At 49.5% G+C, this 13,845-nt stretch carries 16 protein-coding genes; 2 read left to right on the top strand and 14 right to left on the bottom strand.

The annotated features are described in order from the left end of the window. Positions 1 to 28: 28 nt before the first annotated feature. The 7 genes from DFP95_RS03720 to DFP95_RS03690 all read right to left on the bottom strand — a co-directional run bounded on the left by DFP95_RS03720 (position 29) and on the right by DFP95_RS03690 (position 5,466). Positions 29 to 1,213 carry an ATP-binding protein gene (locus tag DFP95_RS03720; RefSeq protein WP_115991186.1) on the bottom strand — a complete coding sequence of 395 codons (1,185 nt, stop codon included), beginning with the start codon at positions 1,211 to 1,213 and terminating at the stop codon, positions 29 to 31. 203 nt (positions 1,214 to 1,416) lie between these two features. Continuing rightward, on the bottom strand, positions 1,417 to 1,611 hold the full coding sequence (locus DFP95_RS03715; protein WP_147304124.1) for a hypothetical protein: 195 nt from the start codon (positions 1,609 to 1,611) through the stop codon (positions 1,417 to 1,419). 104 nt (positions 1,612 to 1,715) lie between these two features. Continuing rightward, positions 1,716 to 2,396, bottom strand: a complete 681-nt coding sequence (locus DFP95_RS03710; RefSeq protein ID WP_115991184.1) for a class I SAM-dependent methyltransferase — start codon at positions 2,394 to 2,396, stop codon at positions 1,716 to 1,718. A gap of 1,062 nt (positions 2,397 to 3,458) precedes the next feature. Next, positions 3,459 to 3,647, bottom strand: coding sequence for a cold-inducible protein YdjO-related protein (locus DFP95_RS03705; RefSeq protein ID WP_115991183.1), 189 nt, complete (start codon positions 3,645 to 3,647; stop codon positions 3,459 to 3,461). Between the two features lie 17 nt (positions 3,648 to 3,664). After that, entirely contained in the window at positions 3,665 to 4,177 is a 513-nt protein-coding gene (locus DFP95_RS03700) for a GNAT family N-acetyltransferase (RefSeq protein WP_115991182.1), read from the bottom strand. Between the two features lie 25 nt (positions 4,178 to 4,202). Beyond that, a complete protein-coding gene (locus tag DFP95_RS03695; protein ID WP_115991181.1) occupies positions 4,203 to 4,454 on the bottom strand; it encodes a GlsB/YeaQ/YmgE family stress response membrane protein in 252 nt (83 codons plus the stop codon). Positions 4,455 to 4,545: 91 nt separating this feature from the next. Next, positions 4,546 to 5,466 (bottom strand): M15 family metallopeptidase, encoded by a 921-nt coding sequence (locus DFP95_RS03690; RefSeq protein WP_115991180.1) that lies wholly within the window; start codon positions 5,464 to 5,466, stop codon positions 4,546 to 4,548. An 81-nt stretch (positions 5,467 to 5,547) separates the two neighbouring features. Here DFP95_RS03690 and DFP95_RS03685 point away from each other — a divergent pair, with 81 nt between their 5' ends. Continuing rightward, the gene (locus DFP95_RS03685) at positions 5,548 to 5,730 is read left to right on the top strand and encodes a uracil-DNA glycosylase (RefSeq protein WP_115991179.1); all 183 of its coding nucleotides are present in this window, start codon (positions 5,548 to 5,550) and stop codon (positions 5,728 to 5,730) included. Here DFP95_RS03685 and DFP95_RS03680 read toward each other — a convergent pair whose 3' ends face one another. The 3 genes from DFP95_RS03680 to DFP95_RS03670 form a co-directional block, all read right to left on the bottom strand. Continuing rightward, positions 5,731 to 6,003, bottom strand: a complete 273-nt coding sequence (locus DFP95_RS03680; RefSeq protein WP_115991363.1) for a YqkE family protein — start codon at positions 6,001 to 6,003, stop codon at positions 5,731 to 5,733. It lies immediately after the preceding gene. Then, positions 5,982 to 6,923, bottom strand: a complete 942-nt coding sequence (locus DFP95_RS03675; RefSeq protein WP_245987313.1) for a glycerophosphodiester phosphodiesterase — start codon at positions 6,921 to 6,923, stop codon at positions 5,982 to 5,984. Before DFP95_RS03675 ends, DFP95_RS03680 begins: the two co-directional genes overlap by 22 nt. A gap of 83 nt (positions 6,924 to 7,006) precedes the next feature. Next, positions 7,007 to 8,488, bottom strand: coding sequence for a DHA2 family efflux MFS transporter permease subunit (locus tag DFP95_RS03670; protein ID WP_115991178.1), 1,482 nt, complete (start codon positions 8,486 to 8,488; stop codon positions 7,007 to 7,009). A gap of 237 nt (positions 8,489 to 8,725) precedes the next feature. On the opposite strand from DFP95_RS03670, the gene DFP95_RS03665 reads away from it, so the two are divergent. Next, entirely contained in the window at positions 8,726 to 9,700 is a 975-nt protein-coding gene (locus tag DFP95_RS03665) for a helix-turn-helix transcriptional regulator (RefSeq protein WP_115991177.1), read from the top strand. Positions 9,701 to 9,772: 72 nt separating this feature from the next. Here the strand turns inward: DFP95_RS03665 and modB are convergent, their stop codons facing one another. The 4 genes from modB to DFP95_RS03645 form a co-directional block, all read right to left on the bottom strand. Next, on the bottom strand, positions 9,773 to 10,435 hold the full coding sequence (gene modB / locus DFP95_RS03660) for a molybdate ABC transporter permease subunit (protein WP_115991176.1): 663 nt from the start codon (positions 10,433 to 10,435) through the stop codon (positions 9,773 to 9,775). A 119-nt stretch (positions 10,436 to 10,554) separates the two neighbouring features. Beyond that, on the bottom strand, positions 10,555 to 11,037 hold the full coding sequence (modA, locus tag DFP95_RS03655; protein ID WP_245987312.1) for a molybdate ABC transporter substrate-binding protein: 483 nt from the start codon (positions 11,035 to 11,037) through the stop codon (positions 10,555 to 10,557). A 204-nt stretch (positions 11,038 to 11,241) separates the two neighbouring features. Next, positions 11,242 to 11,787 carry an NADPH-dependent FMN reductase gene (locus tag DFP95_RS03650; protein WP_115991361.1) on the bottom strand — a complete coding sequence of 182 codons (546 nt, stop codon included), beginning with the start codon at positions 11,785 to 11,787 and terminating at the stop codon, positions 11,242 to 11,244. A 109-nt stretch (positions 11,788 to 11,896) separates the two neighbouring features. Further along, positions 11,897 to 13,843, bottom strand: coding sequence for an ATP-dependent DNA helicase (locus DFP95_RS03645; RefSeq protein ID WP_115991175.1), 1,947 nt, complete (start codon positions 13,841 to 13,843; stop codon positions 11,897 to 11,899). Positions 13,844 to 13,845 lie beyond the last annotated feature (2 nt).

Raw genomic sequence — 13,845 nt, 5'->3', positions numbered from 1 at the left:
TGTCAGGTTTATGTCTCTCTTTAATCGATTATTTACGTGCCCGAATCGTGAAAATAAAAGTCGCCCCCGGCCCGTCCGAAGGTTCGACCCGAATCGTCCCCCCCATAAGCTCCACCAAAGATTTGCATATCGATAGTCCTAATCCGGTTCCGCCGTATCTCCGGTTGATCGATGCATCCAATTGGGCGAAAGGCTGAAACATTTGCTCTAGCTTGTCATCCGGAATACCGATCCCCGTATCTTTGACTATAAATTCGATCAATAGCGAGTCCGCCTTATCCTCAAGCAAATTAACGACAAGATAGACGCCTCCCTTTTGCGTAAATTTCACGGCGTTCCCAACGAGATTAATTAGAATCTGCCTTACCCTGTTAACGTCGCCGTTTACATAGAGCGGTAGCGAAGGATCGATGGCCACGACCATTTCCAGCTTCCTTTTGCGCGTTTCCGCGGTGAACAAGTCTACCGTCTCCTCCAAGCAATGCTTGAGCAGGAACGGTTCGTCTTCCAGGTCCATCTTGCCGGACTCGATCTTGGAGAAGTCCAGAATATGATTAATGACCGATAACAGAGCGTTACCGCTCTTATGAATGATTTCGGCCATATCCGTATATTCTTCCGGTAGGTCCGAAGCCAAGAGCAAATCGGACATTCCGATTATGCCGTTGAGCGGAGTTCTGATCTCATGGCTCATCATGGCGAGAAATTCCGATTTTACGCGTGAAGCGATTTCGGCCGTTTCTTTGGCCTGGACGAGCGCCTGATTCGTTTTCTCCAGTTGCTTCGTTTGAAACTGCAACAATTCGCTTTGCTCCTGCAAAGCGTGATTGGCCTCGTACATGCCGATGTAGCCTTCGATCTTCGATTTGAAGATCGCCGGTATGAACGGCTTGGACATATAGTCTATAGCCCCTACGGAATATCCGGTGAAGTAATGCTCCATTTTGTTATTCGTCGCCGACAAGAAGATGATAGGAACCATCTTCGTCTTCTCGCGCGTACGGATAATGCTGGCCGTTTCGAATCCGTCCATCTCCGGCATCTGCACGTCCATGACGATAACCGCGAATTCGTCCTCCAGCAGAGCGCGCAACGCTTCGATTCCGGAGTATGCACGAACGAGACGATAGGGTTCCCCGGTCAACACGGCCTCAATGGCGATCAAATTCTCGGGATGATCATCTACGATTAATATGTTGACTGTTTTCTCCACATCATCCCTCCTCGGGTCCTTTACCGATTGAAAGCTTCATGAAATTGTTTGATCATGGATTCGATGAAATCTACACGGTTATATACCCATTCTGCTGCGGATTGAATCATGAGTTTGCAACCAAATATCGCGAATCAGAAAAAAAACGCCAAAGCACTTTATGCTCTAGCGTCGCCTAAACTTGGAAGTTCTATTTATTCCATTCATAATTCTCTGTACACGGCAACGAAAGTAATACACCAAACGATAAGCGCGAATAAAATTCCGCTCCATACGGCTTCAGTCGTATAGGGCTTATCTTTGACTATCTTCTTAATTGCCCGCAGCAATTCGATAACGAATAAGAACCCAAGAATGGGCATTAAGAAAATCGATGTAAAAGCAAAGAATTGTATCATGCTATAATCGCCGCCTCTCGACTCCATGATCGCGTATTCACATCCAACCTTAGAGGAAAACTTACGTCGCCGTTACTCCGTTACAATCTAATTTCTTCTAAGCCCTACGCTTTATTAGCCTGCCAGATATATCTGTATTCTCTAATGCCTAATTTACCGTTAACGATATTGTCCCGAGCGATAATCTCAAGTTCCCGGCTTCGATCCGGGGCTGTGTAATCGGGATTGCCGGGTATTCCGGAAATAAACTTCGCGAATTCAGTCCTATTAGGAAAATATACGACGGACTCGTTAAATTCTTCGATTTCAATGTTTATAAATCCATTATTGACTAACCTTTCCTTCACGGTTCCCAATGCGCCAGAATGTATTCCAATAACCGTGCCTCCGGAGCGAAGAACTCTTCCGTGATTAAGGATGGACGTCGGTCCTCTTCGGTCATAAATCAAATCGAATTGCCCGTCTGCAAAAGGCAGCTCCGTCTTCGTGGTCGCGTGCACGAACGTTAAGTTCCCCGCATTGGATTCCGCTAGCATGGAACGGGCGATCTTGATCATCTCGATTGAGTTATCGAAACCGGTAACATGCTTTGCGTGTTTAGACATCTTTAACGTGAACTCTCCGTGTCCGCAGCCGGCATCCAATACAGAGCGGAATTCAGGCATCATTCCCACTAACCGTTCTTCGAATATTTTCTCCGCCGAGGTTCCTTCTAAATGATAAACCGCATCGTTCCTATATCCGCCGTTTTTCCTAGCGATCCTATCGTACCATTCGACTCCCACCGCTCATCCTCCAATGCTACGGTTTCCATTTTATAACCATCGCTTACCCGCTGTTAGACTGTTTAATTACATTTCTATATTCGTACTCGTAACCCTCTTGTCTAACAATCTTCTTTGCGGCGGTAGGTGAGGGAGGACTTCTCGGGTCGGAGGCAAATTTGGAATAGATACTCGAACTTCTCGTGTATCTCAGACTTGGGTGAGGTCATTTGAGAAAGAGTTATTCGAATTATTCGTGCAACTCGAGTTCGCCATCTGCCAGCTGCGCCGGGAATTACCCGGTTTGAACGGGTAATTCTGAGCATATCGACAGCTGCGCCGGGAATTACCCGGTTTGAACGGGTAACTCTGAGCATATCGACAGCTGCGCCAAGAATTACCCGGTTTGGACGTGTAACTTTGAGCAAATCGCCAGCTGCGCCAAGAATTACCCGGTTTGGACGGGTAACTCTGAGCATATCGCCAACTGCGCCAAGAATTACCCGGTTTGGACGGGTAACTCTGAGCATATCGCCAACTGCGCCTGGAATTACCCGGTTTGGACGTGTAACTCTGAACAAATTGCCAGCTGCGCCGAGAATTACCCGGTTTGAACGGGTAACTCTGAGCATATCGCCAGTTGCGCCGGGAATTACCCGGTTTGAACGGGTAATTCTGAGCATATCGCCAACTGCGCCGGGAATTACCCGGTTTGAACGGGTAACTCTGAGCATATCGCCAACTGCGCCGGGAATTACCCGGTTTGGACGGGTAACTCTGAGCATATCGACAGCTGCGCCAAGAATTACCAGGTTTGAACGGGTAACTCTGAGCATATCGACAGCTGCGCCGGGAATTACCCAGTTTGAACGGGTAACTCTGAGCAAATCGCCAACTGCGCCGGGAATTACCCGGTTTGGACGGGTAATTCCGCACATTTGGGACGACTATTTGGGAGGAGTTACTAGAGTTTTTCGAGCACCAAGGGTTTGGTTAATGGTCATGCGAGTGGAGAAATGAACGAGGAAGCACAAAGGCCACCAGCGAGGTCGATTCTGCCTCGTTGGTGGCCCTATATTCCGCTTAGCCTTTTCGTACCGATTTATGCTTATGAATCAGCTTGGGTAAGTGTTTAATTCCCCGAATCATGTTTCCCAAGCAAATGGGGCAGCCCGGCGTATTCGATGACGCCATCTCTACCCTTATCCATGCCTTGCAATCTTGACTAACGCATCTCCAGATCGGCACCGGAGCCAAATTGACTGTTTCCATTACGACTGTATTGCCTCCTAAACCTGCTTCTCGAACTTGCTAAACTCGCCGAGGTTATTCTTTGCCGTGCCTAAGCGCTCGTAACCCAGCGAGCTATAAAAGCTATTCAGCGCTTGATTATTAGCGATGCAATCGAGTCGGACAAGGTTCGAGCCCCAAGTCGGAACCTCGGTATCGACCCATTGCATGATTCGTTTGCCGACGCCTTGACCGGCAAACTCGCGATTGGTCGCCAGGCGATGCAAGTAAATCGCGGGCTGGTCTAATCGATCATGCCACAGCTCGAGATCCCAAGCGCTGGGATTCCGGAGCAGCATAACAATTCCCGCCGTTTGATCTTCCTGTTTGAAAATAAACACATCCCCGCGATTGATCGCTTCGGGCGTATTGTGCGAATCCTCTCCTCTAAGCAATCCATTCCATTGGGAGGAGCCTTTGCTTAGCAACCAATCCGCGGTATTGACGAGGAGCCGCATGATGTCTGTCGTGTCTCCCGGTTCGGCTCTTCTAATGCTCGTAAATGAATTCATGAAGCTCCTCCTGTTGTCAATCTCTTTAAGCTCGCCGAGTTCCTCTTAAGATCGCGCTGAGAATCAGCACGACTACGATGGCCCCGATAATAGCCGGGACGATGGCGAAGTCGGCGACGATAGGTCCGAAGCTACCCAAGAGCAGTCCTCCGAGCCAAGCACCGATTAGTCCTGCTACGATGTTGCCGATAATGCCGCCAGGAACGTCTCTTCCGACGATTAATCCGCCTAACCATCCGATAACTCCGCCGATAATCAATACCCAAAGTAAATGCATATTTGTTTCCTCCCTTTTAATGAACGCGATTGGTAAAATGATGACTTACCTTATAATACCCGCGCGCCGGGAGGCTAAACCAATGCTTCGTCTATTGGACGTCGAAGTTGAAGTATTTCTTCGGGTACGGCTCTTTAATGAGCGTATAGTGCCACCATTCTTTGTCGTAAGGCTCGAAGCCGTGCTTCGACATCGCGTTCTTGAGGATATTGCGATTGGCGGTTTGCTTGGCCGTAATAAGCTTCGTCCCAAGGCTTGAGATATCTCCGAAGAAATCGTACGGCCCACCCATATCTACGATTTCTCCCGTTTTTTGATAAGCAATGGTCAAATCGACCGTACTACCCCGAGTATGGCCGGATTTCGATGCGACGTATCCAAGCTTGAACACCTTTGTCTTGTCAACCATAGGATAGAAATCCTTCTTCATCTTCGTATCCTTCACGTCCTTGGCCCATCGGGCAAAATGGTCGACCGCCTTCTGAGGACGATAGGCGTCGTAAATGTGCAAGACATACCCTTTGCTCTCCAACTCCGCGCTGACTTCCTTGAGAGTCTTCGCCGCTTGTTCGGTCAGAATAGCTACCGGCGCTTTGTAACCGTCAATCCGTTCGCCTACGAAATTGTAATCGCCGTAATATCGAACCTCCAATTGCACCGTGGGGATGATCTCGTCGACGTAAACGAATCCTTTGGGGAGCTTCCGTTGCTTCGGGATAACAGAATCCGAAGGAGGCGTTGTCGCAGTAGGATCGTTAACTGGCGGTTCAACTGCCGACACTTCGCTTTTCTGCGGACTGCCCTCCGGGGTTTTGCTCTCTACTGGTAGGCTCTCTACTGGTAGGCTCTCAGAATGTTGAACATCCTGCGTCTGAGCAACATCGGGCTGCGATTCGGGCTTCGTTTCCGAAGAGACATTCGCGGCAACTCCGCAAGCGGTTAGCAAGAATAGGAATAAGACAGGTACGATCAGAATGATTCTTCCTCTGTTGCTCGAGATCCTAATGCCCATAATATTTTGCACCTCTACTCTTCTAATGCCCTCATCATCAAGTATAATAGAGTTCATATACGAATAAAAAGAGGAATCGAAATGCCGAATAAACCACGCATCGACTGCATGAAATGTCGTCACTTCTATGTCACTTGGGATCCGCGGAATCCGAAGGGCTGCAAAGCATTCGGCTTCAAAACCTCCCAGATGCCAAGCCTAGCCGTTTTCTCTTCCTCGGGCAAGCCTTGCTTGAACTTCGAGCCGAAAGCTTCGAAAGATTAATCAATTGTATTTCCGCCAGTCCTTCGGGCTGCTATTATTCAGCAAATATTCGAAGTCCTTCTCTTTAAGCTTTTGTTCCGCCGCGCGCGCCGCTTCCTCTTCTAAGCGTTTGGTTTCCCTCAAGCTCGCTTCCTCCCGCTTCATGGCCTCCGCTTGCTCCTTAAGCTTCGCTACGATATCCGTTCCGAGCATATCCTTAAGAGTAACCGGCTTATCTGCGTTCTGCTGGGAAGCATTCGCCGGCGTCCGACTCATTTGCTTTTTTTTAGCCATTCTCGATCCTCCTTCTCGTCATTACTCGCAAACCACGAATTCTCGATTTGCCGTTGTTCGGCAACGAGTATATCCGGATAATCCGTATGTATGCCATCGACTCCCCATTTCAACGCTCTAGCCATGCTCGATCGGAAATTGGGAGTGTATACGTACATCAGTAAATTTGCTTTCTTGACTCTGCGTACGTATCGTTTGTCGAGTTTCTGGAAATTCGCTCCGATGCCGTTCGCGTACTTACCGATTTCCTTCAATTTTTCTTTTGAAATGCTTGCGGGATTTTTATACCACATTAATTGAAAGATCGGAACGCCCTTACTCCGTTTTCTGATTTTCTTCAGACTTTCCATACTGAACGATTGCACGGCGATGCGATCCTCGAGCTTGAATTCTTGAACAAGCGACCACATCTTTTCTTCGAGTCCCGGATATTCCTTCGGGGACTTGGTCTCGAGTAAATACCGCGTGCTCGGGCCGAAAGCTTCGAATACTTCCCGTAAAGTGGGTACCTTCTCGTTAATATACTTTTTCCGGGCATAGAATGAATGCTTATCGTTGAACCAAGAACCTGAATCGAGCGACTTGATCTCGGACAAGGTCATATTCCGAACGAACCCCGTTCCGTTCGTCGTTCTGTCCACAGTCCCGTCATGCATGGCGATGAGCTCGCCGTCTTCGGTCATCTGAAGATCGATTTCGATATAATCCGCCCGCATGCGAACCGCCAGGCGATAGGCGTCAAGCGTATTTTCCGGAGCATAACCGGACGCCCCGCGATGGGCTACGATCGTAATCTTGGAATCATGGGCGGATACGCTTCCGACTGCGAATCCGTAATCCGATAACCCGCAGAAGAACCCCAATAAGGCTACGAACAGAAACGCGCGCACGATGTAACCATAATAACGCGGAACTATCATTTTAACCATCTCCCCGTTAAATCGCAAATGAAGGCCGTCCTTCCTAGGAAGGCCGACCTTCATATCCGATCCGCTTAACCCGGTTACTTACCGGTCTGCGGTTGAGCCGTCGCGATCGTCTCCGAATGAGGCTTTACCTTCCTAATGAAGAACGCCAACGCGAGCGCGGCAACGGTCATCCATGTCGCGATAACGAATGCATGGTTGATCCCATAAATCGTTCCCTGCTGCGTGGCATCCAGAATTGCCGTTTTATCCGTCTCGGCGATTTTGCCTTGAACGATTAACTCTTTAATTCGATCGGCCGCCGTATTGGTCATAATCGTTACGAGCAAAGCAGTGCCCAAAGCTCCCGCGACGTTCCGTAGTGTCTGGGACATCGCGGAACCATGCGCATTAAGACGCTGCGGCAATTGATTCATGCCCGCCGTTTGAATCGGCATCATCAGCATCGACATACCGAACATTCGCAAGGTATACATAAAGATCATATGAGTATAAGTCGAATCGATCGTCAATCGGCTGAATTCGTAAGTCGTGACGACCGTAATGGCTAGTCCGACGACCGCCAGCCATCTGGCACCGACCTTATCGAATATAATACCCGTAATCGGCGACATGATCCCCATTAGGATTGCCCCGGGCAACAAAAGCAATCCGGCATCGAGCGGACTAAACCCGCGAATGCTCTGCAGATAGATCGGCAATAAAATCATACCCGAATACATGCACATCGTAATGATCATATTGATGACGGTCGTGAGCGAGTACATGTTGTACTTGAATACCCGGAATTCCAGAATAGGTTTCTTGACGGTCCATTCCCTGACGAAGAAAAGCACCAATGAAATGCCGCCGACGACCATGCTTGTAATGACTCGAGTGCTGTCCCAGCCGTCATGTCCCGCATCGCTGAATCCGTACAATAGACCCCCAAAGCCTAACGTCGACAAAATCACGCCGAGGGTATCCAATTTGGGCAGGGAGTTTTTCGTCACGTTCCTCATGGAGACGGCCCCGAAGATCAACGCGAACAATGAAATCGGCAATACGATATAGAACAATACCCTCCAGTCGTAATGCTCGACAACCCAACCGGACAGCGTTGGACCTACCGCCGGAGCGAAAATCATGGCCAGTCCCATCATCCCCATCGCTTTGCCGCGCTCTTCGATCGGGAATATCGTAAGAAAGATAACGGACATCAGCGGCATCAAAATTCCGGCTCCCGCAGCTTGGACTAAACGGCCGATTAGGACCACTTCGAAACTCGAAGCGATGGCGCATAGTACCGTACCCAAGGAAAATAAAATCATCGCGGTAATAAATAATTTACGTGTCGTAAACCGTTCGATCAAAAAGGCGCTAACGGGTATAAGCACCCCGTTGACCAACAAGTAACCTGTGGAAAGCCACTGGATCGTATTCGCGCTAATGCCCAAATCGATCATCATGACCGGCATAGCTACGTTAAGCAGAGTTTGCGCTAATAAAGCGACGAATGCTCCGATTAAGAGGGATGCGACGATCGGGCCTCTTTTGAGGGTAGTGGCAACGCTATTCATGGATTGGACCCCTTTCTGACTTTTCCCGCCTTTACTCTGCTCTTCGGGTATTATTCGCAGTAGAATATTTCGCATACAAAATAAAATACTCCCATTCAAATTGTATGTCAATGTTTACATATGTAAGTTTGAACATAAATTAGAGTAGCTAGTATACCGCAACGGAACTTCACGCAAGACGAATAAACACATGTGTTATACTGTTTGAACGAGCTATTTCATTGACGGAGGTTTGAGATGTCTGTATCCGACGAATCCTATACGACAGAGGAAGTCGCCAAATTACTTAAAATATCCAAGCTTACCGTGTACGATCTGCTTAAAAAAGGCGATCTACCCTCTTACCGCGTAGGAAAGCAAATGCGCGTCGATGCAAGCGACCTCGAAGCTTTCAAGATGCGATCCAAGGGTACGTTTGCCAGTGAGCTGCCGCTGCCGAGCAGCGACCTTATGCCGGTAAGATCAACGATACATAACGGAATCCAACAGCAAGCCGCCGGCGGCGAGAGACAGCTTGTCATTACCGGACAGGACGTTAGCTTAGACATTCTTTCAAGATATATGGAAGGTCGAACGCAGGGGGTGCGTCCTCTTCGTTCTTATACCGGCAGCATGGACGGATTGGTGTCGATGTATCGGGGAGAGTCGGACATCGTAAGCTCCCACCTATGGGACGGAGATACGGGCGAATACAACCTACCGTATATTCGCAAGCTGTTCGTGGGGCAATCTTATCTCGTCGTTCGTTTACTAACCCGTTCTGCCGGAATGTACGTGCGCACCGGTAATCCGAAAGGAATCTTGGGCTGGGATGACCTGACCCGACCCGGAATCCGAATCGCGAATCGCGAGACAGGCTCGGGCGCCCGCGTCCTACTGGATGAGCAAATGCGAGTTCGACATGTAGACGCCTCCAACCTGAACGGTTATCTGCAAGAAGAAGCAAGTCATTTAGCGGTTGCGGGCAAAGTCGCTTCCCATGAAGCGGATGTCGGAATAGGTATCGCGAACGCCGCGCACCTCGTCGGGAATATCGATTTTATCCCGCTCGTTCAAGAGCACTACGATATTATGATGCTCAAACGTCCTCAGAATAAGGCTTGGATCGCTTCCGTCCTGTCCATCGTCCAATCGGACGCCTTCCGTAACGAACTGCGAATGATACAAGGATACGACCTCGCCCTTACCGGCCGCGTTATGTTTGAGACCTAATTGAAACCCATCCCTATTCAGCCCATACCAAAAAGAAGCTTCCCCCCTATTCTTAATAAGGGAAAGCTTCTTTTAATTTTTGGAATTGCGGTTCGCGACCATTAGCATGACGAATGCCAACACGACGATCGCGCCGACCCACATCCAGGCTAATCGCATATTCCCTCCGTCTACGGCAACGTAGATGGCGGTCGGAATCGTCTGAGTGCGACCGGGAATATTGCCGGCTACCATCAATGTCGCGCCGAATTCGCCGAGCGCGCGGGCGAATCCGAGGACGTAACCCGCGGTCAACGATCTAGACGCGAGCGGCATCGTAACGTACCGGAACACCTGCCACTCTCCCGCTCCCTGCGCTCTGGCCGCGTCCTCCAGGTCGCGATCGATTTCCTCGAAGCCCGCTCTCATCGTACGATAAACAAGCGGGAAAGCAATGACGATCGCGGCCAGGACCGCGACTCCCCACGTGAACAAAATCGGTCCGTCGAATAACTTCTCGTACCATTGCCCGATCAAGCTTCGTCGACCAAGTATAATAAGCAGAACGAATCCGACTACCGTAGGCGGTAAAACCAAAGGAAGCAAAAGAACCGTCTCCACGATACTCTTGCCGATAAATCTTGCCTTGGCCATCCAGCGAGCGAAGAGAACGGCCATACCGAATACGAGAACGCTCGCGATCGCGGATATCTTGATCGAGAGAATGACCGGAGCCAGAAAATCATGACCGTCCAACTTTCATTCACCTTCTCTCCTCATCCTAAGTAGACTTCGCGTTACGGCAATTTAAATCCGAACTTTACGAAGACGGCTTCCGCTTCCGCCGTCTGAAGATAAGCGTAGAAATCTTCCGCTTATTTCGAATGCTTGGATTCCTTAAGCACGGCTGCCGGAACGGATTCGGGTTGTCCGATCGCGATATTCTTAATGCTTTTATCGGTAAGGTCGCTAACCGATTTGAACGTTTTCTTAGAATCTGAAGGAACGATGAGCACGAGGTCGTTCTTGAGCAGCATCGTGCTCTTCAATACCAGCTTGCCGTTGATCAAAGCATCCATTTGTTTCGTGCCCGCCGAGAGGAACAAGTCTGCCGGTGCTCCTTGTTCGATTTGCTTCTGCAGCGTGCCGGATGAGCCTAAGTTGAATTGCAGATCGATATCCGGGTGAAGCTTCTCGTACTTGATTCCGATTTGATCCAGACTATCCTTCAAGCTAGCGGCGGCGGAAACGAGCGGCTCCGTTTTGGGAGTTGCCGCGTTCGCGCGGTTCGAAGGATCCGTAATCGTCGATAATCGCAAAGCCATGCTTAAGACTATGAGCGAACTTTTCCGATACATTTCCCTACACCTCTTCTATGTATGATTTCGGATATGGATGTATAGGAGTATACTATATGCACCTTGGAAAATGAACAATCATGTTATGTTTAGATATAAATAATTATATATAGATATATTTAGTTTTTAATTGGACATAAAAAAGAAGGTTCCCTTCCCGGTCTCTTATCGAGGATCTAGGAAAAACCTTCTCGGCCATTTCGATTATTTGTTGGCGAATTCGATGAACTTATCCACGACCCTGTCGATAAACCGAAGAGTTGATTCGTCGACTAAACGTCCCGTGCTTTCGTCGAATTTCAAGCCTGCGGAACTGATGTAAATTTCGTTGCCCGCCGGAGGCAATAGCTTCGCCAGAATGCCCGGGCTTGCCAGAATTTCGCGCAGATGAAGCTGAGCACGAATCGTTCCCATCATGCCGGGAGATACTCCTGCGGTCATAACGGGTTTGCCTATCAGCACCTTGTCCACTCGCGATAACCAATCCAACGCGTTCTTCAGCACGCCAGGGACCGACCAATTATATTCCGGGGTAATGATAAGCACTCCGTCGGCGCCGGCGATCTTGCCAAGCAATTCTCTGACGACTTGAGGAGGGTTTAGCTCGATATCCTGGTCAAAAAACGGAAGAGATCGAATGTCCGCGATTTCTAGGTCTAATTTGTTAATGTAACGTTCCTTCATCGTGTTGGCCAATTGCAGGTTGTAGGAACCTTGTCTAAGACTTCCGATAAGTACGGCGATTTTCAACATTCGATCACATCCTCCTCTAGTTGCGTTCCAATAATATCTAAAGCTATTCTATCACCGTAACCCCGTAATAAACAATTGATTTGATTTGGTAGATCGAGAGCAACGATTAATCGACGGTCAGAACTACGCCTTGCGGCAGCAAGCTTTCGATCGCTTCCCGCAAAGCGGCATCGTCGTGGATCCGTTCGCTTAGAATCACGATCATTCCCGAATCTTCCCGCGTACGGATCAGGCGGCCGATTCCTTGCTTGAGACGCAACAGCATGTAGGGTAAATCCACTTCTTCGTATGGTGAAGTCGCCTCCTGCCGCTTGGCCGTGAATACGGGATCCTGCGGCGGATAGGGCAACGACCAGACGATAACGTTCGATAACGAAGGACCCGGAACATCCAGCCCTTCCCACAAGGTTACCGCGCACAGCACGCTTTTCTCGTCGCGTTGGAAATCCGAGATCAGGTGGCTGATCTCGCGGTCTCCTTCGAATCCGAAGCTCATATCCGCGCATTCCGCATAAGAAGGTACGGCATCCTTGAATTGATTTAACTCCTCCTTGGAAGGGAAAAGAATCAAAGCGCGGCCTTCCGTGCGTTGCAGCATTTTGACGGCCGTTCCCATTTTTTCGTCGAAGGACGCACCATCCTTCCACTTAGGCGCAAGCACCTCCATGCGATTCTCGTAATCGTACGGCGAATCTACGCTGAAGGAAAGATATTTCTCGACGCCCAAGCTGTATGCCAAATAATCGAACGAGCCGTTTATGGACAAGGTAGCCGACGAGAAAACGACAGGCATGTTCATCGAGAATACGCGCTCGCGAAGAACTTCCTTCACCGCTTTGGGCATAATCACGAGGGTCAGGCCGGTCGGACTCTCCGTTGCCCAACAGATCAAGGAGCTTGAGCTTTGGAACAAGCTGAGCGCCTTCTGCATCATCTCCAAATGCTCCTCGACGATGCGGAGCTGATAGGAGTCGAGGGTATACAGCTCGCTCTCGAAGACGAGTTCTTCTTCTATCCCGTCTAGCGTTCCGCGAAGCTTGGTTACCGATTGAATCAGCTTGTCGTTCAGGTTTATCTGCCTACGATCGGAGCCGGAAATGGATACGCTCTGACGCTCGAGCAACTCGAATAACGCTTCGCTCCGTTCGATAGCTTCGTCGATCAGTACGGCGAGCGATTCGCGAATCTCGTTCTTCAGCAGACGGGTAAGCTGCTCCTCGAAGATCGTATGCTTGATCCGGTAAGTCAAAGCCTTCTGCGCCGCGGATTCGAGCAAATGACCTTCGTCGAATACCACCATGCAATGATCCGGCAGCAATGGAAGCTGTCCTTCGCGCTTTCTTCCTTCGTAAGTCCAGACATGCTCCATATAGAAGTCGTGCGAGCATATGATCAAATCCGTGGATTGCCTGTAATGTTCTCTAGACAAGGTTTGTCCGCAGCGATGTCTCTTGTCGCATACGAAACAGTCCTGGAACGGATCCCAATTGATACGTTCCCATTGCACGTCGTTTAAATGCGGATACTGCTTACGGTCTCCGTATGCGTAGAACGATTGCAAGCCCTCGCTTTTGTGAACGAAGGACGGAAGTTCCTCATATAAGCTTCTGTATATTTCGACGTCTTCGTAGTCCGTTCGGGCATGCTCCAGCTTAGCCAGACAGAGATAACGATCCTGCGATTTGCCTAATCGAGCGTCGATGGCTAAGCTCAGGTGCTGCGCAAGCTTCGCCAGGTCGCCTTCCGGTTTTACCAACTGCTCGATCAAGGACTCGTCCGCGCATGCGATGATAGCCGGTTTGCGATGATATCGCGCATAACAAACCGCGTATAACAAATAGACGAGCGTCTTCCCGGTACCGACGCCCGCTTCCGCGAATATCGTCTGCTTCTCGGCGAAAGCCCGCTCCAATTGGAAAGCCATATAGATTTGCTCGTCGCGAACCTCGAATCCGGCCTCCGGAAGTATGTCGTAGAACACGTCGGCGACCCACTCGCCGACCTGCTGCAAGAAGGGTTTGGAATGTTCGTATTCAAATGGATATCGGTTCACAA

The sequence above is a fragment of the Cohnella lupini genome (assembly GCF_003386205.1).
Taxonomy (GTDB): Bacteria; Bacillota; Bacilli; order Paenibacillales; family Paenibacillaceae; genus Cohnella; species Cohnella lupini.
The sequence above is the reverse complement of the archived record's forward strand: the minus strand, read 5'-3'. Positions and strand labels throughout refer to the sequence as shown.

Excerpts from the sequence above, each read along its gene's own strand:
- DFP95_RS03680 (WP_115991363.1), bottom strand. The coding sequence starts at position 6,003 with ATGGCTAAAAAAAAGCAAATGAGTCGGACGCCGGCGAATGCTTCCCAG.
- DFP95_RS03715 (WP_147304124.1), bottom strand. The coding sequence starts at position 1,611 with ATGATACAATTCTTTGCTTTTACATCGATTTTCTTAATGCCCATTCTT.
- modA (WP_245987312.1), bottom strand. The coding sequence starts at position 11,037 with ATGTATCGGAAAAGTTCGCTCATAGTCTTAAGCATGGCTTTGCGATTA.
- DFP95_RS03695 (WP_115991181.1), bottom strand. The coding sequence starts at position 4,454 with ATGCATTTACTTTGGGTATTGATTATCGGCGGAGTTATCGGATGGTTA.
- DFP95_RS03690 (WP_115991180.1), bottom strand. The coding sequence starts at position 5,466 with ATGGGCATTAGGATCTCGAGCAACAGAGGAAGAATCATTCTGATCGTA.
- DFP95_RS03670 (WP_115991178.1), bottom strand. The coding sequence starts at position 8,488 with ATGAATAGCGTTGCCACTACCCTCAAAAGAGGCCCGATCGTCGCATCC.
- DFP95_RS03675 (WP_245987313.1), bottom strand. The coding sequence starts at position 6,923 with ATGATAGTTCCGCGTTATTATGGTTACATCGTGCGCGCGTTTCTGTTC.
- DFP95_RS03685 (WP_115991179.1), top strand. The coding sequence starts at position 5,548 with ATGCCGAATAAACCACGCATCGACTGCATGAAATGTCGTCACTTCTAT.
- DFP95_RS03665 (WP_115991177.1), top strand. The coding sequence starts at position 8,726 with ATGTCTGTATCCGACGAATCCTATACGACAGAGGAAGTCGCCAAATTA.
- DFP95_RS03700 (WP_115991182.1), bottom strand. The coding sequence starts at position 4,177 with ATGAATTCATTTACGAGCATTAGAAGAGCCGAACCGGGAGACACGACA.
- DFP95_RS03705 (WP_115991183.1), bottom strand. The coding sequence starts at position 3,647 with ATGGAAACAGTCAATTTGGCTCCGGTGCCGATCTGGAGATGCGTTAGT.